Annotated in this window: 17 protein-coding genes; 16 read left to right on the plus strand and 1 reads right to left on the minus strand. The window is 44.3% G+C overall.

Features of this window, described 5'->3' with window-relative positions; all coding sequences use genetic code 11:
- Position 1 precedes the first annotated feature (1 nt).
- The 16 genes from ACYX4N_RS15300 (at position 2) to ACYX4N_RS15375 (ending at position 20,413) form a co-directional block, all read left to right on the plus strand.
- The gene (locus ACYX4N_RS15300) at positions 2–976 is read left to right on the plus strand and encodes a DUF58 domain-containing protein (protein ID WP_476054621.1); all 975 of its coding nucleotides are present in this window, start codon (positions 2–4) and stop codon (positions 974–976) included.
- Positions 976–1,596, plus strand: a complete 621-nt coding sequence (locus ACYX4N_RS15305; RefSeq protein WP_476054622.1) for a DUF4381 domain-containing protein — start codon at positions 976–978, stop codon at positions 1,594–1,596. The genes ACYX4N_RS15300 and ACYX4N_RS15305 overlap by 1 nt, the downstream gene beginning before the upstream one ends.
- The gene (locus tag ACYX4N_RS15310) at positions 1,589–2,665 is read left to right on the plus strand and encodes a vWA domain-containing protein (RefSeq protein WP_476054623.1); all 1,077 of its coding nucleotides are present in this window, start codon (positions 1,589–1,591) and stop codon (positions 2,663–2,665) included. Before ACYX4N_RS15305 ends, ACYX4N_RS15310 begins: the two co-directional genes overlap by 8 nt.
- Positions 2,665–4,713, plus strand: a complete 2,049-nt coding sequence (locus tag ACYX4N_RS15315) for a vWA domain-containing protein (protein WP_476054624.1) — start codon at positions 2,665–2,667, stop codon at positions 4,711–4,713. The genes ACYX4N_RS15310 and ACYX4N_RS15315 overlap by 1 nt, the downstream gene beginning before the upstream one ends.
- The gene (locus ACYX4N_RS15320; RefSeq protein ID WP_476054625.1) at positions 4,714–6,513 is read left to right on the plus strand and encodes a BatD family protein; all 1,800 of its coding nucleotides are present in this window, start codon (positions 4,714–4,716) and stop codon (positions 6,511–6,513) included.
- Between the two features lie 204 nt (positions 6,514–6,717).
- Complete coding sequence (locus ACYX4N_RS15325) at positions 6,718–8,571, plus strand: DUF885 domain-containing protein (protein ID WP_476054626.1); 1,854 nt, start codon at positions 6,718–6,720, stop codon at positions 8,569–8,571.
- A gap of 116 nt (positions 8,572–8,687) precedes the next feature.
- Complete coding sequence (locus ACYX4N_RS15330) at positions 8,688–9,245, plus strand: sigma-70 family RNA polymerase sigma factor (RefSeq protein ID WP_118489846.1); 558 nt, start codon at positions 8,688–8,690, stop codon at positions 9,243–9,245.
- Positions 9,238–9,942, plus strand: a complete 705-nt coding sequence (locus ACYX4N_RS15335; RefSeq protein WP_476054627.1) for a DUF3379 family protein — start codon at positions 9,238–9,240, stop codon at positions 9,940–9,942. Before ACYX4N_RS15330 ends, ACYX4N_RS15335 begins: the two co-directional genes overlap by 8 nt.
- A gap of 195 nt (positions 9,943–10,137) precedes the next feature.
- On the plus strand, positions 10,138–12,099 hold the full coding sequence (locus ACYX4N_RS15340; RefSeq protein ID WP_476054628.1) for a GGDEF domain-containing protein: 1,962 nt from the start codon (positions 10,138–10,140) through the stop codon (positions 12,097–12,099).
- 117 nt (positions 12,100–12,216) lie between these two features.
- Positions 12,217–13,722: a sodium/proline symporter PutP gene (gene putP / locus ACYX4N_RS15345; RefSeq protein ID WP_476054629.1), complete on the plus strand. Its 1,506-nt coding sequence runs from the start codon at positions 12,217–12,219 to the stop codon at positions 13,720–13,722.
- A 252-nt stretch (positions 13,723–13,974) separates the two neighbouring features.
- On the plus strand, positions 13,975–14,889 hold the full coding sequence (cysD, locus tag ACYX4N_RS15350; protein WP_474854263.1) for a sulfate adenylyltransferase subunit CysD: 915 nt from the start codon (positions 13,975–13,977) through the stop codon (positions 14,887–14,889).
- Entirely contained in the window at positions 14,889–15,485 is a 597-nt protein-coding gene (cysC, locus tag ACYX4N_RS15355; RefSeq protein ID WP_474807967.1) for an adenylyl-sulfate kinase, read from the plus strand. The genes cysD and cysC overlap by 1 nt, the downstream gene beginning before the upstream one ends.
- The gene (gene cysQ, locus ACYX4N_RS15360) at positions 15,485–16,276 is read left to right on the plus strand and encodes a 3'(2'),5'-bisphosphate nucleotidase CysQ (protein WP_476054630.1); all 792 of its coding nucleotides are present in this window, start codon (positions 15,485–15,487) and stop codon (positions 16,274–16,276) included. Before cysC ends, cysQ begins: the two co-directional genes overlap by 1 nt.
- A 1-nt stretch (position 16,277) precedes the next feature.
- Positions 16,278–17,693, plus strand: coding sequence for a sulfate adenylyltransferase subunit CysN (cysN, locus tag ACYX4N_RS15365; RefSeq protein WP_476054631.1), 1,416 nt, complete (start codon positions 16,278–16,280; stop codon positions 17,691–17,693).
- 16 nt (positions 17,694–17,709) lie between these two features.
- Positions 17,710–19,434 (plus strand): SLC13 family permease, encoded by a 1,725-nt coding sequence (locus ACYX4N_RS15370; RefSeq protein WP_476054632.1) that lies wholly within the window; start codon positions 17,710–17,712, stop codon positions 19,432–19,434.
- A gap of 274 nt (positions 19,435–19,708) precedes the next feature.
- Positions 19,709–20,413 carry a YIP1 family protein gene (locus ACYX4N_RS15375; protein ID WP_476054633.1) on the plus strand — a complete coding sequence of 235 codons (705 nt, stop codon included), beginning with the start codon at positions 19,709–19,711 and terminating at the stop codon, positions 20,411–20,413.
- A gap of 150 nt (positions 20,414–20,563) precedes the next feature.
- On the opposite strand, the gene ACYX4N_RS15380 is transcribed toward ACYX4N_RS15375, so the two are convergent.
- A complete protein-coding gene (locus ACYX4N_RS15380; protein ID WP_476054634.1) occupies positions 20,564–21,517 on the minus strand; it encodes a DUF3025 domain-containing protein in 954 nt (317 codons plus the stop codon).
- Between the last annotated feature and the right edge of the window lie 37 nt (positions 21,518–21,554).

Raw genomic sequence — 21,554 nt, forward strand, 5'->3', positions numbered from 1 at the left:
TATGGTGAATGTACAAGCGCAGCTGAGTAAGCTGCAATGTAACGGTGTCTCGCTGTCTAGTGCAGAGTTACTTCGCTACCAGCAGTTGGCCAAGCTCTTTAGCTTGACGCCAAAACGCATGCCACAAGCTAAACTTGCTGGGAGTTATTTGACTAAGCACAAAGGCCGAGGTATGGAGTTTGACGAGGCCCGTCACTACCAACCCGGTGACGATATTCGCGCTATTGATTGGCGCGTTACCGCGCGCACGGGCAAAACCCACACCAAAGTATATCGGGAAGAGCGGGAGCGCCCGGTTTTTCTTTTCTGTGATTATCTGCCTTCAATGGCCTTTGGTACGCAGCTGCTTACCAAAGCCGTTCAGGCCGCGCATGTATCGTCATTGATTAGCTGGTCTGCTGCGGCACGCGGCGATAAGGTTGGCGCATTGGTATTTAACCAACAACAGCACAAAGAAATTAAGCCCCTTACTCGCAAAAAAGCCGTACTTCACGTTTGTCATGAGCTTATGGCATTACATGAACAAAGCACACAATCTAAAGCTGACAAAGCAAAAGACGAACAAGCTTTTGCTGATGCTTGTGCCCGCGCAAGACGTTTAGCTAGGCCAGGAAGCTTAGTTTATTTGGTATCAGATTTTCAGCACTTAAGTACCCAGGCTATTCAGCATTTAAGTCACTTAACGCGCCATTGTGAAGTAAGGGCTATCGTGATCCATGACCCGATAGAGCATGCGTTGCCACAAACCAATTCACTGCAAACCGTTAGCGTTTCAGATGGTCACAATCAACAGCGCTGGGTATTAGGTGACAATACCGAACAACAGCAATATTTAAAATGGCGAAATGAACACAACAGCGCAATTTACGATACGTTGCGCAAAATTAACATCGCCAGATTCAGTGTGAGTGCCGGCCTTCCGTTAGATGAACAGCTTCAAAGCATGCAACAAGAACAACGGTTGGAGCTTAATTAATGCAAAGCAATAATCTTTCAACCCATTTTTTATCAAACCTTTTACCAAAGTCAGTACAATCGATGCCACCTGCACATCAAATGCCGGCAGCGCCTCAGCAGCAAGACCCCCTCGCCCAGCTGCGCGATATACGCGTGCCCAATGAGGTCAGTATTTGGCCATTAGATTGGGGTTGGTGGGTACTTATCGTCGTGGTTTTATTAGTGTTATTTGGTCTCTATAAAGCTATTTCAGCTCATGTACGGCATAACAAGCCTCGTAAACAAGCATTAGCATTGCTCGAATCAGTTTCAGCACAACAAAGTAATTGGCCGGTAGCCCTAAACTCTATTTTGAAGCGCACCGCTATAAGCTATTACTCTACTCAACAGGTTGCTGGGCTATACGGCAAACAATGGCAAGCGTTCTTAACATCTGCGCTAAAAAGTCCTGATAACAAACTTGAAAGTGACTTAGCATTATTGATAAGCAATGTTTACCAAGCTAACCCTAACCCAGGTGACTTTGAAACCTGCAAAGGGGCGGTAAAAAGTTGGCTTTTGAAAGCGAAGCTCCCGAAAAATAAGCGGACGGTGAATGGCCTTTCCTCTGAAAATGTAAAGGAGCCGCATCATGCTTAATTTTGCTTGGTGGTGGGTCTTCTTCGTACTCCCCCTGCCTATTATCGTACGCCTTCTTTCTAAAAAAGCCCAAGACATGCCTATGGCCGCGCTGCGGGTTCCCAGCTTGCGACCTGGTGATGTGTCAGAGCAAGCCCAGTTGAAACAAACCAAAATACCGCTAATAGCAAGTAGCTTAATATGGATACTACTGGTAACAGCTGCCGCACGCCCTCAATGGTTAGGTGAACCTGTTAGCATACCGAATGAAGGCCGAGAAATGATGTTGGCGGTAGACTTATCTGGCAGCATGAAGATAGACGACATGCAGCTAAATGGAAGACAAGTTAACCGTTTAACCATGACAAAATCAGTGGTGTATGACTTTATTCAGCGCCGCGTGGGCGATAGAATCGGGCTAATTTTATTTGCCGATACCGCATATGTTCAGGCGCCGCTAACCTATGACAGAGACACCGTTTCCACGCTTCTCAGTGAAGCTGTGATTGGCTTAGTTGGAGAACAAACTGCCATAGGTGATGCCATTGGTTTAGCAGTGAAGCGCTTTGACGAACGAGAAGAATCTAATAACGTATTAATTCTTCTTACCGACGGACAAAACACCGCAGGAAATATTACGCCTGAGCAAGCTAAAGAATTGGCTATAAGCAAAGGTGTGAAGGTTTACACTATTGGCGTGGGCGCCGACAAAATGCTGATCCAAAGCTTTTTCGGCAGCCGACAGATAAACCCGTCGCAAGAACTTGATGAAGGCATGTTAACTGATATTGCTACCGCTACCGGCGGCCAATACTTTAGGGCGAGAAATGCCCAAGAGCTTCAGGCAATTTATCAACAGCTTGATGCACTTGAGCCTATCGAAGGCGAAACTAGGAAAATGCGTCCACTGAGCGCGCTGTTTTACTACCCTCTAGCGGCTGCAATTTTATTGTCGGCGCTTTGGGTTTTCCTCACTATTTCGATTTCTTCATTTCGTTGGTTCGTACAAAAGCGGAATAACACGTCAACGCAACAGCTAAATTCGGCTAATGCAGCACAAGTAACTCAAACAAATAGGGAGACGAAATAATGAATTTCGACTTCTTAAACCAATTTCATTTTTTACGCCCCGAATGGTTTATCGCGCTCGTTCCTTTGATGCTGCTTGTGCTTTTAATTAGAAAAACCACGGCTAAACAATCTGGCTGGCAATCGGTTATCCCTTCTCACCTTTATCAACATATGGTGATTGGAAAGACAGAAATGGGTGTAAAGCCGCCAATGTGGATGCTGGCGTTTGTGTGGGTAATAAGTGTTACAGCACTCGCCGGCCCAACGTGGGAACGCCTGCCTCAGCCGGTTTATCAACTAAAAATGGGGCACGTTATCGTAATAGACATGTCGCTCTCGATGCGTGCGACTGATATGACACCAGACAGACTGACAAGGGCTAAATACAAAGCCATAGACTTAGTTAACGCCATCGGCGAGGGTGAAATGGGCTTAGTTGCTTATGCAGGCGATGCGTTCGTTATAAGCCCATTAACCGAAGATGCAGGGAATATTACGACGCTAATACCCAGTCTTTCACCCGAGATAATGCCCGTCCCCGGAAGCGACCCGTTACTGGGTATTGAAAGTGCTGCTGAACTGTTAACAAATGCGGGTTATAACACAGGCATGATCTATTGGATTACTGACGGTATAGAGTTGGAGCAGCAAAAAGAACTTCAAGAATATGTGGCATCTGTCCCTTTTACGGTAAATGCACTTACCGTTGGCACAAGTGAAGGCGCGCCTATTAGGCAGCAAAGCGGTGAACTATTAAAAGACTTCACCGGCAGCATCGTTATACCCAAGCTAAATGAAAGCGCGGTGAAAGGCGTAGTAAAAACGAGCGGCGGTCGCTTTGAATCCTTTACTTCTAACGACAGTGACATTGATGCTCTCGCTGCGGTATCGCTGCTAGATAAAGGCAGCAGTGAAGAGGATGAAGAAGAAAGTAATTTACAGGGAGATCAGTGGAAAGAAGTTGGCCCTTATTTATTGCTACTACTTCTGCCATTTGCGGCCTTTGCGTTTAAACGCGGATTAGTATTTATCGTATTGGTTGGCCTGCTAAGCCCTTCAATAGTTAAAAACGCCCATGCTGCACAAAATATAGGTACGTCTCAAGGCGCTCAATCTATTCCAAGCACGAAACTGTCGGAAGAGCCTGCGCCAGTAACGACAAATAGACCTGATCCGCTTGCATGGTGGCAAAAGCCATTTATGAATGATGATCAGGAAGCTTTGAATAAATACCAAAGAGGTAAATACAAAGACGCCGTTAGCCAATTCAATAGCGAAGCGTGGAAGGCATCATCCCTTTTTAAGTCAGGTGACTATGAAGGTGCTTTAAATGCTTACAAAAATATTCCGGGCGCTGAAAGCCTCTTTAATCAGGGCAATGCATTGGCCAAACTCGGAAAGCTTGAAGAAGCGCTCGAGAAATACGAGCAGGCTTTAGGCGAGGCACCTGAGTTTGAAGACGCGAAAATTAATAAAAAAATTGTTGAGGATTTACTGAAACAGCAGCAACAAGAGCAAGACCAGAATCAAAGCGAAAATGGTGATGATGGCGAACAAAGTGACTCGCAAGATAATGACCAGAAGCAATCAGGAGATCAGAACAATCAGGAGGGTTCGAATGATCAGAATGGCCAGCAAGACAATACTGAAGGACAACAGTCTGACCAAAACCAAGAGCAGCGCTCTGATGACGAACAACAAAATGGCGGAGATAACTCGGCGCAGCCTGATGATACTGAGATGAATAATCAAAACGAGTCATCAGACTCTCAGCAGCAAAATGCGGAACAAGAACAGTCTGAGCAAGGTGATAGTGCACAGCAAGAAAACACTCAGCAAGCTAGTGCTCAAGCGCAAGAAGACGAACAAAAAGCACAGCGGGAAGCGCAGGCAATGCAAGGTCAAGAAGCCGAGCTTACCGATGCAGAAAAAGAAGAACTACAGCGAATGGAAGGTTTAATGCGTCGCGTGCCAGACGACCCAGCATTCTTACTAAAACGAAAAATGCAATTAGAAGCACAAAAACGTCAGCGTCAACGTATGCCTTCAAACCGGAGTGATTGGTAGATGAGAGCCTTATTACAATCTACAGGAATAATTTTTTTACTAACCTTACTTATTAGCGCGGCTGCCTATGCCGATGTAAATTCAGTTGAAGCAACCATCGACCGAAATCCGGTTATGCTTGATGAAGCTATTCGTTTAACCATTACCGCCGATGGAAGCGCCGACAGAGACGCATTTGACAGCTCTCCCCTATTAAAAGACTTTGTAGTGGGCAGGACATCGGTAAGTAGCCAAACGTCTATCGTCAATTTCGACACCAAACGCACTACGGTTTGGACCACCACGTTATTCCCTCGAAAAGAAGGTACCTTCACAATTCCTTCATTAACTATTGAAGGGAAATCAACAAAGCCTATTCAAGTTGAAGTTATTCCTGTTCAAGAACAAAGCAACGTGGCCCGCGACTATTTTGTTACTACAGATATCGACTTGAACGAGGCCTATTTAAACCAACAACTGCTGTACACTGTTAAGCTTTTTCTCTCTAGCAATATTGAGCGGGGCAGCTTGCAAGCACCAGAAATGCAAAATGCGGAAATTACTCAGCTAGGTGAAGATAAACAGTATACCGATATAGTAAACGGCAGACGGTATCAGATTATTGAGCGTCAATTTGCCGTTGTCCCTCAAGCTTCAGGAGAGTTCACGCTAAGGGGCCCCATCTTTACCGGTGAAGTTATGGCGGCTAATACTAACCAGCGTTTTGGCTTCTTTAATCGTACCCAGCAAATTAATCGTGTTGGTCCTGATATTACGGTAAACATTAAGCCTATCCCTCAAGGAATTGACTATCCTTGGCTGCCTTCTGAAATGGTTCGCGTTGACGAAGAGTGGCCGCAAGGAGATAACTTTGTCGCAGGCGAACCGGTAACACGCATAGTTACGCTAACCGCATTGGGCGTAGTAGAAGAACAGCTTCCTGATATTCCTGAGTTTTATCCGCCGAACTTTAAGTTATATCCTGATCAATCAAATACAACGACTGTTGAAAAAGACCAGAGCTTGATTTCACAGCGCCAAACGTCTTTGGCAATTATTCCAACACAGTCCGGCGACTTTGTTTTACCTGAAATTACTATTCCTTGGTTTAATACGCTTACTCAAAAGACTGAGTATGCCACAATTCCTGCTCGCTCTATTACGGTAGTACCGGCGACTGGCAGCAACAACCAGAAAAACGCCAGTGCCCCATCAACAAGTACTGCGGCGGTAAACGACGCACAAAGTGATTTACCGTCAGCAGCAGTTAAGCCCGACCTCGATTCGGGTAAGGAAAGCAAACCGCCTAATAGCAATGCCGATAACGCTAGTATTAGTGAAAAAACACAGTTTGATTGGATTGTGAGCAGTGTACTACTTGCACTTTTGCTGGTCGCGCTTATCGGGTGGCTATTTACCTATAGAAAACTTAAACAAGCTCAGTTCATCGGAAATGCTCACGGCCCTAAACAGCGCCTAATTCCTACAGCGGAGTTTGATGAGAAAGCCCAATATCAAAAACTGATGGCAGTGATAAAAGCAAAAGATACCAGCTCAGTAACACTCACTCTTAAGCAATGGATAAACGCACTAACTGCCGGGAAAGCGCAACTTTCACAGTTTGAAGGAATTAACACCGCTGTGAATGAGCTTTACGCACTACGCTTCTCGGCTAGTCAAACTGATAAACGTGCTCAATCGGAACAAGTATCTAAGACGTTGGAAAAACTTACCGATGAAATAAAGCGCGCTCGCAGCAAATGGCAGCAAACAGGTGCAAAGAACCGCCACACGCTATCTAACTTGTATCCTGCTTCATAAAACGCATTTCATTTGCTAATACACGGAAACCTGCGTAATTAAAGCCCTTGTATAGAGCTGAACGGCAGCCGCAAGGGTTTTGAACGCATTATCTGTAGTTAATATTCAGCACAAGTCTCGGTCTTTAGTGCCCTTTGAGAGGCTCAAAAATCCGAACCGCTTGTAGCCTATAAAAATAATCAATTAAACGCGACGGGGAATAGAATGAAGAAAACACTACTAAAGCTAACGCCAATTGCGTTGGCAGTTACCACATTAGCTGCTTGCTCTCCAGCAAGTGAAACCGCGCAAACAGCGCCAGAGCCGATTAAAACCGAACAGCCTGCTGGACAGTCTGAGTCTGAACGCCTTAATGCATTTTTTGAGCGTACTTTCGAAGAAGACCTTAAGCGCTCTCCCCTATTCCAAAGTTACCTCGGAAAAAAGTGGGATTATGACAAGTGGGATGACATTAGTGATGAAGAAGCCGATGCTCGTGTAGCTATCGCCAAAAACCGTTTAGAGAAACTTAACAGTTTCGACACCAGCAAGTTAAGCGAACAAAAAAAATTAAGCTTGCGCCTTTATAAGCTTGGCATTGAACGTGATTTAGCTAACGACGAATTTAGACACCACCGCTACATTGTGCATCAGTTCCGCGCTGCGCATACCCAAGTGCCCAGCTTTCTTATCAATATTCACAGTGTAAAAAGCAAAGAAGATGCTCAGGCATATATTGGTCGTTTAGACAATGTACGCACCTACTTTGACCAAGTTATCGAACAGATGAAAGTTCGTGAAAAAGCCGGCGTATTCCCACCGGCATGGGCTTATGACCAAATGATTGATGCGTCGAAAAACGTGATTACCGGCGCACCATTTGATTCAAGCGAAACACCGTCGACTATCTGGGAAGACTTTCAAAACAAAGTAAACAACCTTGATATTACAGAAGCTGAAAAAACTACGTTGCTAGGTGAAGCAAAGGCCGCTTTGGTAACGTCAGTCATGCCGTCGTACGAAAAGTTAATTGAAGAACTAGCCCACCAGCGTGAAGTAACCCCTGAAGGCGATGGTGTATGGCGCTTACCTAACGGCGATAAGTGGTATCAAAATCGCCTTAACTGGTTTACTACTACTGACCTTACTGCTGATGAAGTTCATCAAATTGGCCTAGATAATGTAAAGCGCATACACAACGCCATGCGCGACATTATGAAACAGGTAAAATTTGAGGGTACGCTGCAAGAGTTTTTTGTTTTCATGCGTGAAGACGAACAATTCTATTTACCTTCAACAGATGAAGGCAGACAGCAATACCTTCATATGGCGAAAACTGCCATAGATGACATGCGAGAAGCTATTCCTGAATATTTTGGAATTCTCCCAGAAGCGCCAATGATCGTTAAACGCGTCGAAGCATTCCGCGAACAGTCTGCGGGCAAAGCGTTTTATCAAAGCCCAGCGCAAGACGGCAGCCGCCCAGGTATTTATTATGCAAACCTGTACGATATGAAAGCGATGCCGACGTATCAGCTAGAGGCGCTGGCATATCACGAGGGCATTCCCGGTCACCACATGCAGCGTGCCATTGCACAAGAGCTTGAAGGCGTGCCGCAATTTCAAAAGTTCTTGAGCTTTACTGCGTACACAGAAGGCTGGGGTCTATATACCGAAGAACTTGCCAAAGACATGGGCTTTTATGAAGACCCTTATTCTAATTTCGGCCGCCTAGCCATGGAACTATGGCGCGCATGTCGTCTTGTTGTGGATACGGGTATTCATGCGAAAAAGTGGACCCGTGAAGAGGCTGTAGATTACCTCATTGAAAATACGCCAAACCCTGAGTATGACGCGCAAAAAGCCATTGAGCGCTACATAGCTATGCCAGGTCAGGCTACCGCCTATATGATTGGCAAACTAAAAATCATGGAGCTTAGAGCGCATGCTCAAGCTGAACTTGGTGACAAGTTTGACTGGAAAGGCTTCCATGACGAGGTGCTAAAATACGGTCCAGTACCACTTTCTATACTAGAAGAAAACATCAACGCTTGGATAGCCACTCAAAAAGGTGCTTAGCATTCCTTAATAGGTGCTCTGATCACTGGAATTAAAATAAAAACGCGCCTTTCGGCTAACGAAATGGCGCGTTTTTTGTGCCATAGTGAAAATTCTTTAAGTTTTTGGATTTTTTTATGTTTGGGCGAAATAAATCCGACAGTGGTCAGGTCTTATCGGGTATGAAAGCAAAACACCAAAGATATGAAGCACTGGTAAAGGCATTCCACGCCGACATTTACCGCTATGCATTCTGGCTTATTAAAGACCAGAGCATTGCTGAAGATGTTGTACAGGAAACGTTTCTACGTGCGTGGCGATCGTTAGACGCCCTAAATGATGAAAAGGCGGCAAAGTCATGGTTAATAACCATTCTTCGTCGTGAGAATGCCCGCAGGTTCGAGCGCAAGCAATTCGACACGGTAGATATTGACGATTGTCATATACAAGATGACACCCAACATGCAGACGGCGACCTGAAAGACAGAGAGCTTCAGCGACTGTTAGGTGGGCTTAGTGTGGAATACCGCGAACCCTTGATCCTTCAATTGATTTTCGGGTTCAGTGGTGAAGAGATTGCCAACCAGTTAGGGCTTAATAAAAACACAGTAATGACGCGTTTATTTAGAGCGAGAAACCAGCTGAAAGAGGCATTAGAGAAACAAAATGAACAGAGAGGTCGTATAAATGGATGAGTTAGAATTTAGGCGTCGAATCTACGCCGATCCAGAAACGACTGACAGTGATGTTGTAGAAGCAGCGAAAGCGGATGAAAGCAAACGCAATTTCTGGAATGAACAAAAGCAGTTAGATAAGCAATTAAAGCAAGCTTTAAAAGTCGATGTGCCAGAAGACCTTGCTAGCAAGCTCATTTGGCAACAGTCGACTGACGAGTTCAATCGCTACAAACGCAGAAGTCGTTGGTATTTGGCGATGGCCGCATCCGTTGCTTTCACTATTGGTATCGGACTTACCATGTGGTACCACCAACCGCTTAGTATTGGTGGTCAAGCGCTAGCGCATATGCAGTACGCCGAAATGGAAACTGCACATTCGCTACTTCCAGCTGATTTGAATATGGTAAATGCAAAACTAGCCAGCTTTGGCGGTAGCTTTAGTGAGATGCTTGATGGTGTTGAAGTGGTGAACTATTGTCACTTAAGTACGGTGAGAAGCCTGCACCTTATCCTTGATACGCCACAAGGGAAAATGTCGGTATTTGTTGTGCCTGAGCGCGGTGATATCACTGTACCTAGCGAATTTTCTGACGACCAGTACCACGGCGAAAGCATCAAAATGAGACACGCCAATGTCATGATAGTGGGCGACAAAGGTGCTGACCTGAGTAAAATGAAAAAAGCCGTATCTGAAAGGATTCAATTTTCGGCCTAGAAAAAAGCTTGCTCCTTGTTCCAAAAAAGTGCTGAATTTATGCACTTCCCTTCATCGGCCCACTGTGGCCGATTTTTTTTACCTAAATTTAAGGTGAAAATACGTTCAATAAAACTTATACTTTAGGATTAAAACAATCGTTTTAATTTTCAGCAAACATTTCAGCTTATCCGCAGTATAGAGGTAGCAAATTCAATGGCCGCTTGGTGTCGTTTTACAAGGGGGAAGTTTTGTCTACTTTTCATCATTTTCTTCAGTCACTCGCTTCATGCACAGTTAGACACTAATTCTGAGAAGTTGAGGCTTAAAAAGTTAGATGCTTATAGTCGGTTAGCAGCAGTAACTATCTATAACTGGAATAATCAATCTGATATTGATAATGACCAGATAAAAGCCAAAATTGAAGACTTACAAATTCAATCTGATGACAGTAGTGAAGGCATCATCTTTAGACATTTATTGGCTACGGGGACAGCTAACGAAACGGAAGGCCCTCGAGTTCCAATATACGTTAAGTCACCTTTGCTTGAGAACCATTGGAACGAGCTAAAGTCGCTCAATCCAGATTTGTACGCTGCCGCAAGGGCGTATTATATCTATGCCAGAGCAGTTAACGACTTTGACCGTTCTTCACTGCGAATCAATGTTACAGTGCCTTCGCTCAAACGTCTAAAGCGTGAAGTTTTGGAAACAGGTAGCAAATCAGCAACCGCGATAGCTAGTGTGTGGCTGTCAATGGAACTTACGCTAGCTAACCCCATTCAGGCAATCAATGAATTGGAGTACGCACTCCCCCATCTACCCGCCCGCTCCTCTACGCTTACTTTGGAAAATTCATTAGATAGCGATACTGCCCATGAATGGCTTCGCATCGCTTTTACTGAGTTATCGGTACCAAGTCGAGCTTATTTTCACTCTATGAAGATAGTAAAAGAGAGCACTCGACGTGACGATATTGTAGCGTGGGCATATTATACTGCGATTGATGCCTTGCTACTTCAAGCTAAATACGAGGAAGCTTTATCTATCTCGGAAAAAGCTATTAATTTTGTAAAAAATAGAAATTCAAAAGCCGATATGTTTTTAATTCTTTATCAAAAATTGAGAACACTCGTGATGGGATTTAGAGTAACCCATAATAGTCAGATACGCTCTATTGTAAGTGAGATGGATGCTATAAGCGCCCTTCGGTTTGAAACTGATTTAAAAGAACTTGTTTACCTCTATCAGTCTTATAAAGCCATTGTTGAAAATAACGAAAGCCAACTCGCTTTGACAGTTACAAAGTACGAAAACTCCGTGCTTGAAAGCGCGTCGTCAAGCGAATTTAAGAGCCAATACCTTCTACGTAAAGAACTCGAACTTACAAGAATTTATGATACTGCAGGCAATTACGAAAAAGCCTATGAGCATTCAAAAGCGTACAACCAACTTCTCTTCGAGAAGAACACCGAGCAATTTCAGTTTTCTTCGCCTGCCTTCTCAAATAGCATCGAGAAGGATATTGAGCTTGTCCATTATAGACAAAAAGAAATCAACGCCCTGCGAGACGAAAAAGAAGGGCTATCCACCGATAAAGAAGCAATGAAAACGACTATTTTTGCGCTCATTGTCACTATTCTTCTTATACTTGCTTTGTGGCTTTGGATTTCTAAACGACAAAGTGACTTACTCGCGGAACGAGACTCTCTTACTGGCGCCCTCACTCGTCGCGCGATGTTGAATAGCCTTAAGAAGTCACTTAAAGGTGACAATACATCGTGTATAGCCCTGCTTGATGTTGATAATTTTAAAAAGATTAACGATAGATATGGCCACACCGTAGGCGACGAAGTGCTAACTACACTCACTCGAATCATCAAAAATAGGATTAGAAAATCAGATAAGCTTTGCCGATATGGTGGTGAAGAGTTTTTGATCTACTTCTCTAACTCGGATGAACAATCGGCAAAGCGTATACTCGATGAGTTAAATGTGGCGCTTTCTCAAAAAAAAAACTGGACGCATACCAATAAGAAGTTTTCAGTTAGCTTTTCTTCTGGGCTGCTGAATGTCCGCGGAGAAACCAATTTGGATACTATTATTAAAGCCTGTGATGAGCTTCTCTACAAAGCAAAAAGATCCGGGCGCGCGCGAGTAGAATCTTTCGCGTATTAAAATTTTTGCCAAACTTTATTTACCTGTAGCCGTATATAAAACAAGCAAGGTCGCCGACTGACGTAGAGACTCTAAGTCATAGGTGTTAGCATGAAATAAAAAACATAGGGAATTTATATGGCTACTGGCACGATAATCTCGTTGGGTTTGTATTTTGTTGTAATGTTGGGAATAGGCCTTTTCGCCTATCGGCAAACAGACACCAACGTAGAAGGCTATATGCTTGGCGGCCGCCAATTAGGCCCCGCTGTAACTGCACTTTCAGCAGGCGCATCAGATATGAGTGGCTGGATGCTCATGGGTTTACCTGGTGCTATGTACGTATCAGGCTTATCTGCAGGCTGGATTGCTGTCGGGTTAGTTTTAGGTGCACTCGCAAATTATATGTTGGTCGCTCCGCGCCTTCGCGTTTACACCGAAGTGGCTAACAACTCCATTACCCTCCCCGACTATTTTGAGAACCGTTTTGCCGATAACACGCGTTTATTGCGCGTTATAGCCTCTGTAGTTATCGTTGTCTTCTTCACGCTGTATACCTCTTCTGGTGTTGTCGCTGGTGGGAAGCTTTTTGAAACATCCTTTGGCTTAACTTATGAGACCGGCTTATACGTTACTGCTGGTGTTGTCGTTGCCTACACCCTCGTAGGTGGGTTTATGGCAGTAAGCATGACCGATTTCGTGCAAGGCTGCATAATGTTCGTATCACTCATTATGGTACCTGCTGTGGTCATCAGTGAGCTTGGCGGAATTGGGGCTTCAATTAACGCACTAGATACCATTAACCCTGCTTTATTTGATGCATTCATGGATGCCTCTACTAACGAAGCATTAAGCGTAATCGGTATTGTTTCACTGATGTCATGGGGTCTAGGCTACTTCGGTCAGCCACATATTATCGTTCGTTTCATGGCTATCCGTTCGGTAAAAGATATTCCTACCGCTAGAAACATCGGCATGAGTTGGATGATTGTTTCTATCATCGGCGCGCTAATGACGGGTTTATTTGGGTTGGCTTATATTACCGGTAACGGCAATGACATTGACCCAGAAACAGTATTTATCTACCTTTCTCAAATTTTATTCCATCCGCTTATTGGAGGCTTCTTACTCGCTGCGATCCTAGCGGCTATCATGAGTACCATTTCGTCTCAGCTACTAGTAACGTCTAGTTCACTTACCAGCGACTTTTACCAAGCCTTCCTTCGCAGAGATGCATCTGATGGTGAGTTAGTAATAGCGGGTCGTGTAAGCGTTGTAGCCGTCGCACTCGTGGCTATCTACCTGGCTTATGACAGAGACAGCACTATATTGACCTTAGTGAGTAACGCATGGGCTGGCTTTGGTGCAGCATTTGGCCCGCTAGTACTGTTTAGCTTATTTAAACGTGAAATGACCCGCCGCGCGGCATTGGGGGGCATGATAGTTGGTGCTATGACCGTACTACTGTGGATTTATCTTCCGATAGAAATTGGTGGACAAAAGCTTGGGGCATGGATGTACGAAATTGTACCCGGGTTCATTTTGTCGAGCTTAACCATAATGATTTTGAGTAAATCAGGTACACCAAGAGAAGGCGTGCTAGACACATTCGATGCATTCCAGACCAAGCTGAATGAAAAGTAATTAAAAATAACGCGTAAATAAGAGTAAAAGTAAAGCCCTGTTTAGTTTTCTAAGCAGGGCCTTATCTTTTTCTACCCCTGCAAAATAGGGCCTTATGCTTCAATTGTATGACAGTTTTATTTATTGGAATAAGATTGCTATTTTAAATAGCAAAATCGCATACTACTTTTGAATTTAAATGTGTTATCGTTCTATGCAGAAAAATAACCCGCTTATAACTTTTTTATATATAACATAAATTCGGACTTCAAAATGACTGCTAGTATCCCGTCTGTAACGCATTTGAAACAACTCGAAGCCGAGAGTATTCAAATTTTCCGTGAGGTAGCTGCTGAGTTTGAAAACCCAGTAATGCTTTACTCTGTAGGAAAAGACTCTTCAGTGCTGCTTCACCTTGCCCGTAAAGCGTTCGCGCCAGGCAAAATTCCTTTTCCACTTCTACACGTAGACACCACGTGGAAGTTTGGCGAAATGATCAAATTCCGCGACGAGCAAGCAAAGAAACACGGTTTTGATTTGCTTGTCCACATTAATGAAGAAGGTGTTGAAGCTGGCGTTGGTCCATTTAGCCACGGCTCATCGAAACACACTGATATCATGAAGACTCAAGCGCTTAAGCAAGCGTTAAACAAATATAAGTTTGACGCAGCGTTTGGTGGTGCACGACGCGACGAAGAAAAATCTCGTGCTAAAGAGCGCGTTTACTCTTTCCGCGACAGCAACCACCGCTGGGACCCTAAAAACCAGCGCCCAGAGCTTTGGAATATCTATAACTCACAAGTTAACAAAGGCGAAAGCATTCGTGTTTTCCCAATGTCTAACTGGACTGAGCTAGATATCTGGCAATACATCTACCTAGAAAACATTGATATTCCACAACTGTACCTTTCTAAGCCTCGTCCTGTGGTAGAGCGTGATGGCGTGCTTATCATGGTTGATGACGACCGTATGCCGCTTGAAGAAGGTGAAGTTCCAGAAATGCGCTCTGTACGTTTCCGTACTCTTGGCTGTTATCCATTGACCGGTGCAGTAGAGTCAGAAGCAGCAACCCTACCTGAAGTTATTCAAGAAATGCTGCTTACCAAGACGTCTGAACGTCAAGGCCGAGTTATCGACCATGACAGCGCAGGTTCTATGGAGAAGAAGAAAATGGAAGGGTACTTCTAATGGCCACAGACAACGTTGTTTGGCACAAACACGAAGTCAACAAAACCACTCGCTCTGAAAAGCTAGGTCAAACGCCCCGTGTATTTTGGCTTACGGGTTTAAGTGGTTCTGGTAAATCAACATTAGCCAACTTGCTTGAGAAAAAGCTTCACGAGCAAAACAAGCACACCTACCTGCTTGATGGCGATAACGTACGTCACGGCTTATGCGGCGACTTGGGTTTTAGCGACAAAGATCGCGTTGAAAATATTCGCCGCATCAGTGAAGTTGCGAAGCTATTCGTTGACGCAGGTACTCTCGTGCTTACCGCTTTCATCTCTCCGTTTAAGGCAGACCGCGATTACTGCCGTAGCCTAATGGATGACGGTGAATTTGTGGAAGTGTTTGTTGATACGCCACTTGAAGTGTGTGAAAAGCGCGATCCGAAAGGGCTATACAAGAAAGCGCGCAGCGGTGAGATCAAGGACTTCACGGGCATAGATTCAGCCTATGAAGCACCTGAATCACCAGAAGTGCACCTAACCTATCAGGATGAACCGGCAGAGCAAACCGCTGAGCGTTTATATGCTCTGCTACAAGAAAAGGGATTGGTGTAATGACACAGCCTTTAAATACCCTTGCACGAAAAGTGCTAACTATTGCCAAAGAAGCTGGCGATAAAATTATGGCGATTTATGAAAAAGACTTCGCCATTTATGAAAAGCAAGACACCAGCCCGCTAACCGAAGCTGACCTTGCCGCCCATAACGTTATTGTAAAGGCCCTTGAAACGGAATCTGATCTGCCTATTTTGTCTGAAGAGTCAGCTGATATTTCGTGGGACGAACGCAAAACATGGTCGTCATACTGGTTGGTAGACCCACTAGACGGCACCAAAGAGTTTATTAAGAAAAACGGCGAATTTACGGTAAACATTGCACTTATCGAAAATGGCAAACCGACTATGGGTGTGGTTTACGCGCCTGCGCTAAACAAGAGCTATGTCGGTATTGTAGGTGAAGGTGCATGGACCGAAGTAGATGGTGAATTCACTGCCATTTCTGCGCGTAAGCACGATGGTGCAGAAGTGTGGAAAGTGGTGGGCAGTCGTTCTCACCAAAGTCCTGAAATTCAAAATTTATTGGCACAGCTTGAAGGTGAAACAGAGCTTGTGGCGATGGGTAGTTCACTGAAGCTTTGCTTGGTGGCAGAGGGCGAGGCACATCTTTACCCTCGTTTGGGCCCAACATCTGAATGGGATACAGGCGCAGCACATGCAGTTGCATTAGCTGCTGGAGCAAATGTAACTGTTCTAGATCCAGAAAACCCATTAGATGACAACGCCGACGCTCTTACCTATAACCAAAAAGAGTCTGTGTTAAACCCCTTTTTCCTTGTGAGCGCATAACATGAACAACGAAAACGAATTATTAAGACAGGACGTTCTGTCTTACCTTGAGCAACACGAAAAGAAAGACATGCTACGTTTCCTTACCTGCGGTAGCGTAGACGACGGTAAGAGTACCCTTATTGGTCGCTTACTTCACGATTCAAAAATGATCTATGAAGACCAGCTTGCTGCCATTACAAAAGACAGTAAAAAAGTAGGTACTACGGGTGAGAAAGTTGACCTTGCCCTTCTTGTAGACGGCCTTCAGTCTGAACGTGAACAAGGTATTACCATTGACGTAGCATACCGCTACTTCTCTACCGACAAGCGTAAATTTATTATCGCTGATACCCCAGGGCATGAGCAGTACACCCGCAACATGGTAACAGGCGCATCTACCTGCGACCTTGCAATTATTCTTGTTGATGCCCGTGGCGGCGTTAAGGTGCAAACCAAGCGTCACTCATTCCTAGTTTCACTTCTAGGTATTAAGCACGTTATTGTTGCAATCAACAAAATGGACTTAATGGACTATTCAGAAGAAGTCTATAAGCAGATTCAAGAAGATTACCTGAAGTTTGCTGAACAGCTTGATATCCCAGACATTCAGTTTGTTCCTATTTCAGCACTTGAAGGCGATAACGTTGTAGGTATCAGTGAGAAAACACCTTGGTTTGACGGCACGCCACTAATGGAAATGCTAGAAAATATTGAAATTGGTGAAGATGACAATCAAGAAGATTTCCGCTTCCCTGTACAGTATGTTAACCGCCCTAACCTAGACTTCCGTGGCTTTGCTGGTACGGTAGTATCAGGCCAGGTCGCACCAGGCGATGAAGTGACGGCACTTCCTTCTGGCAAGAAGTCAAAAGTTAAGCAAGTAGTTACATTTGAAGGTGATCAAGAACGCGCTTATGTACCTCAAGCAGTAACGCTAACGCTAGAAGATGAAATTGACATCTCTCGTGGCGATATGATTGTAAAATCAGACAACTTGCCACTGCTTAACACGCAATTTAAAACTCACCTTGTGTGGATGTCTGAAGAGCCGCTAATGCCAAACAAGCAATACTTGTTTAAGTTCGCGACTAAATCAACACCAGGGGTAGTTGCTCATATCGATAATCAAATTGATGTGAACACGCTGGAAGAAACAGATGCCATGCATCTAAATCTTAACGAGATTGGTGTAGTAGACGTTAAGTTTACTCAGCCTGTTGCCTGTGACCCGTACAAGCGCAATCGTCCTACAGGTTCATTCATTGTTATCGACCGTTTAACCAATGGTACGGTAGGTGCAGGTATGATCATCGACGAAATAGCGGGTGATGCACAGCATACTTCGCCTAACTTCTCTGAGTTTGAACTTGAATTCAATGCATTAGTTCGCAAGCACTTCCCGCATTGGAACTCTGTGGATATCAGTAAACTATAAGCAGGACTGGAGCAATATGGATGTGACCCAGTTCATCGTACTGGCAATTTTTGTCAGTACGATATGCGCGCTGATTTTTACCAGTCAGCGCCCTTCCACTGTGTTTTCTGGCGCAGTGTTAGCTTTACTGGTTACCCAGCAGTTATCTCTTGATGACATCTTGCTAAATTTAACAAACAAGGGCCTAATCACCCTTGTTTTGTTGCTTTTAGTAAGCAGTGCTATTGATAAAACCGCGTTAATAAAACGCATTGGTAGAAAACTTGTTAGTGCTAACTTTACGCAGTCTTACTGGCGTCTGTTTTCACTCACTTTTGTGTCTTCAGCACTACTCAATAACACCGCTATTGTGGCAAGCCTTATTGGCCCTATAAAACAGAACCAATATCACCCCGCTTCCCGATTACTGATCCCGCTTTCCTACGCCGCAATACTCGGTGGCACGGTGACTTTAATTGGTACCTCAACCAACCTTATTGTAGATAGCTTTCTACAAGAGCACGGGCACCCTGGCTTCAATTTTTTTGACTTCACTCTGTATGGCTCCATTGCTGGGTTAAGCTGTGGCCTTCTCATGTTCATGTTATTACCTTTGCTGCCCAATATCGGCAACAAAAACAATAACTATCATGAGTATATGGTTGAAGCAGAAGTCGAAGCAGGTTCAGAACTCATTGGCAAAACCGTGGAGCAAAACCACTTACGTAATCTGCCTGAGCTCTTTTTAGTAGAAGTGGTGCGCAATGGCAACCTAATCTCGCCTGTTGGGCCTGACCTGGTTATTCTGGAAAACGACAAGCTGATCTTCTCTGGCAACGTCCAAAAGCTAGATAACTTAAGCCATATAAAAGGCTTAAGCATGTTCGCAGAAACCGATGGGGTATTGCGTGAAAGCTTAACTGAAGTTGTGGTGGCAAACCGCGCTCAAATAATTGGGCAAACCATTAAAAATCTTGGTTTTAGAGCTCTGTTTGATGCCGCCGTTGTGGCAATTCGTCGCGATGGAGAGCAACTATCAGGAAAGTTAGGAGAAATAAAGCTTCAAGCCGGTGACTTTTTGTTGTTAGCGACAGGTCCTGACTTTGCGACTCGTCAAAACTTGAACAAGAACTTTTTCATTTTGTCTGAGCAAAAAATTGCCCGTCCTTTGACCAATAAGCAAGAGTGGATCACGCTTGGCGGTTTCCTTACCACGGTGTTATTGGCCGCGACTAATGTCATCTCATTGGCTATCGGTTTACTGTTCTTAGCTGCTGTGCTTATCGGCGTTAGGGTTACGTCAAACGGCGAAATGAAGCGAAACCTGCCGCTAAACTTGATTGTTGTAATAGTCGGTGCGCTAAGTTTAGCCACTGCGCTTGAAAACTCTGGGGTCATAACCACTACAACCGAAGCGCTCATGCCTCTTTTGGCGGGCACTGATTGGTTTGTGGCGCTCGTGGTTATCTACTTGCTAACCTTACTTTTAACTGAGTTCGTTACCAACAATGCAGCTGCGGCATTAATGTTCCCGTTTGCTTATGGGCTAGTGCAAATTATCGGCGCACCGCTAATGCCATTTGCTTTAGCCGTTGCCTTTGCGGCAAGCGCGAGCTTTATATCGCCATTTGGCTACCAAACCAACCTCTTGGTTTACAATGCTGCCAACTACAAATTTGCGCATTTTATAAAGATAGGGTTACCTATATCTGTAATGTACAGCACAATAGTGCTAACGCTGCTGAATATAACTTATCTATAGATTGTTTATGGTTTACTACCATAGAAAACAAAAGGGAAGCCTAGCTTCCCTCTTTACTGCTCTTTAACCGAGTGTGCGCGCTACAATTAACTAACTTTATTCATTTTCCCTTACAAAAAATGACTCTTTATCAGAATCTTGTGCTGTACATAATGTGTGCCCGCCAGTAATCTTTATACCCAAACTTATCCACGTGTTAACGAACAATAATTTACAATCATTGTTTTACACAGAATCTGAACAGCAAATAAAAACTAAGAAAAAGGAGCAAAGGATGCACACTGTGACGAATCCTTTCCAAGCGTGTAATGATATATTTTTTAAACCGAATGGCGTCTTCAAAGCGGTTGGCGAGCACAACAACTGGAGCTGGATGCCGTTTATCTTGGTAATGGCTATTACCCTGGTATCACAATATCTCTATGTAAACTTTGTCGATATTGAGTGGTTTGCAGAAATGAACATTGCCGCACAAGGAGATATGAGCCCGGCTGAAGAAGAACAGATGAAGGCTTTCTTTACCAGAGATGCGCTGCTTTGGTCTTCTATTATCGGTGCTTTTTTCATTCCTATTATCGTTAACGCTGTTTATGCCGTATACGTAAACCTTATGACTCGTTCAGACGATAGCCATGTCTTCGGTTTCACAGATTGGTACGGTTTTGCGTGGTGGCTTTCAATGCCTTACGTACTTACCGGTTTAGTTGGCGTTGCACTGCTATTGTTCACCGGAGACCATCAGGTGTCACCATCAATCTTATCACCAGCGTCTCTGGCCTTCATTGCAAGTATCCCTATGGATTCACCCTGGTATGCTTTCGGGCAAGCTTTACGACTAGAGCTTTTTTGGGGAATTTATTTGGCCACGGTAGGCATCTCTCAATGGACGTCTTTTCCTCTTAAGAAAGCGGCACTCATTGCAAGCGCTCCGTATGTGGCTATCTACGGCATTTGGTTGATTGCTTTAGCGCTATTCTAAAAAAATCTCTTTCAATAGCCCGCTTTCCATTTGGCTATTTGTTGTTGCTGCCCCGATAAAACTGGGGCAGCGACAAGCTCCTACCTAAAATTTAAATCTTCGAAGCTCAATTTAAAAAACGCGGTACACAAGTCAACGTGCCCAAGCCCTTTAAGGCCATAAAGGTAGCTGAATTGTCGGCTTACTTCCCTCCCGTAGCGGTCTAAAATAGTCTTTATTCTGATAAAACGTTTCATCTTGTTGACTGTGCCACAAAGGAACACCAAGCAAAGGCAATGGCTTTAAAAGCGGTGTTTTTTCAAAATAATTTAACGCTTTGATGCGTGCTGTCATCGCATCGTCTAACAGCAAGCGCTGCTGCCATTTATTGAGACGGCTAAAACCATGTGGTACAGCTACTGCTAACCACTTGCCCGTAAGGCCTATAAATGGGTTTAGCATCATTTCTAAATTCGCGTGTCCGAAGATAAAAGGGCTGACCTGTGTGTGCCACAGTGACCGTTTTGCCATAAAAACACGCTCCCACTGATGGGACGCTAATTCCGCTAAAAACGTTTCAAGGGCGTCACGATCACATGGCGCACCTTGCATGGCCTTATCTGTTGTTCCGCTATATGAGTCAGTAAGTGTTGCTGTGCGCTTTGGCTTGTTTAAAGCAGTGTTCTCGAGTGCTTCAATGGCAAGTACTACCCCACACTCATCGAAGTGAGTAATGCGGTTGCGGCGCGCCGTTCTGGGGTTTACACCATACGCATTGATATCTTTGATATGCAACTCATTTAGTAACGATTTTGTTTTAGGAAACTGCAGCCAAATAAGTGCATTAAACAAGTCGTGCCAGCTTTGTTCCCGTGTAGGAACTACACCGTCTTCACTAATAATGGTTTCGTAATATCGTTGTTCATCGTTTGAAAACTGGCTTTGCCCTTTGAACTGAGGCCCCTGCCAATGCTCACAATACCGTGTCGTCAATTCATTTAGCTGGTCAGGTGCAGGGAATTCGGTATTACTTAGCAAGCCAACCTCTTCAAGAAGCGCCGTAACCGGTTTACTGGCGTGTTTTAGTAAGTAGTCTTTACAGAAGGGGATTGAGTTTGATTGCATATCAACTATTGGTTCGCTTTGGGGTTTTCTCTATACT

The organism is Alteromonas sp. ABH4_452 (genome assembly GCF_056311825.1).